The sequence below is a fragment of the Arenimonas sp. genome (genome assembly GCF_019459675.1).
Classification (GTDB): Bacteria; Pseudomonadota; Gammaproteobacteria; order Xanthomonadales; family Xanthomonadaceae; genus Arenimonas.
In genome coordinates, this window is the sequence record NZ_JAIBFH010000192.1 from 1 (window position 1) to 1,251 (window position 1,251).

Annotated in this window: 2 protein-coding genes; both read left to right on the plus strand. The window is 69.5% G+C overall.

What is annotated here, in order from left to right; genetic code table 11:
• Positions 1-87 precede the first annotated feature (87 nt).
• Entirely contained in the window at positions 88-507 is a 420-nt protein-coding gene (rnk, locus tag K0M70_RS06705; RefSeq protein ID WP_290780854.1) for a nucleoside diphosphate kinase regulator, read from the plus strand.
• A gap of 125 nt (positions 508-632) precedes the next feature.
• On the plus strand, positions 633-1,055 hold the full coding sequence (locus tag K0M70_RS06710; RefSeq protein WP_290780856.1) for a rubrerythrin family protein: 423 nt from the start codon (positions 633-635) through the stop codon (positions 1,053-1,055).
• Positions 1,056-1,251: the final 196 nt, after the last annotated feature.

Genomic DNA, 1,251 nt, shown 5'->3' on the forward strand with positions numbered 1-1,251 from the left:
CCCGCGCGGGGGTATCCTTTGCACCAAAAACCCAACAACCGGGGGGGGGGGTTGGCGCGCCCCCCCCTTTCCGTTTTGGAGTGCGAGATGAATCCTTCCACCCTGCCGCCCATCACCCTCTCCAGCCTGGACGTAAGCCGCCTGGAGTCGCTGCTGGAAGCCCCCGAGTTTCGCGACTCGCCTGCGGCCGTTGCCCTGGGCGAGGAAATCGGCCGTGCCACCGTGCTGCCGCCCGAGCGTATGCCGGCCAACGTGGTGACGATGAACTCCACCGTGGACTGCGTCGACGACATCACCGGCGACACCCATCCCATCACGCTTGTCTACCCCAGCGATGCCGATGCGGCGGTGGGCAAGGTGTCGGTGCTGGCGCCGGTGGGCACTGCCCTGCTGGGCCTTTCGGTCGACCAGCAGATCGACTGGCAGGGACCGGGCGGTCGCCCGCTGCGGCTGCGGGTGGTTGCCATCCGCTACCAGCCCGAGGCTGCCGGCGACCTGGCGCGCTGACCCCGCGTCGCAGGATTCGGCCCGGCCGTCGGGATCAGCCTCTCCACGGCCCGCCGATTGGGGACTATGCTCCGGGACACAGACGCCACGGGGCCCTGCGCCCACCCTCGCCACGAGACCTCGCCATGACGCTCAAGGGTTCCAGGACCGAAGAAAACCTCAAGGCCGCCTTCGCCACCGAAGCGCAGGCCAATCGTCGCTATCTGTACTTCGCACAGAAGGCCGACGTGGAGGGCCTGAGCGACGTGGCGTCGGTGTTCCGGTCGACCGCCGAGGGTGAAACCGGCCACGCCCACGGCCATCTTGAATACCTTGAGTCGTGCGGCGACCCGGCCACGGGCCTGCCCTTCGGCGACACCGCCAGCAACCTCAGGTCGGCGATCGCCAGCGAAACGCACGAGTCCTCGCAAATGTACCCGGACATGGCCCGGACCGCCCGCGAAGAGGGCCTGGACGAAATAGCCGACTGGTTCGAAACGCTGGCCAAGGCCGAGCGTTCGCACGCCAACCGCTTCCAGCGCGCGCTGGCGGACCTCGCCGGCCAGTAGCCGGGCAGACACGCCATGCCTCGCTGGATATGGATACTGCTGGCGGCTTCGTTGGCCGCACTGCTCTGGGCCGCGAACCGCGTCCCGTCCGCGCCGCTGGCCCAGCCGCTGGCGGGGCAATCTGCTTTTTCCTGCATCACCGTGCCACCGGCGTCGGCCCGGGGGGCCCCGGCGCCCGCGGGGGCCCCCCCCATTG

What these genes read in the sequence shown, in the direction of transcription:
- rnk (WP_290780854.1), top strand. Translation starts at nt 88, where the DNA reads ATGAATCCTTCCACCCTGCCGCCCATCACCCTCTCCAGCCTGGACGTA.
- K0M70_RS06710 (WP_290780856.1), top strand. Translation starts at nt 633, where the DNA reads ATGACGCTCAAGGGTTCCAGGACCGAAGAAAACCTCAAGGCCGCCTTC.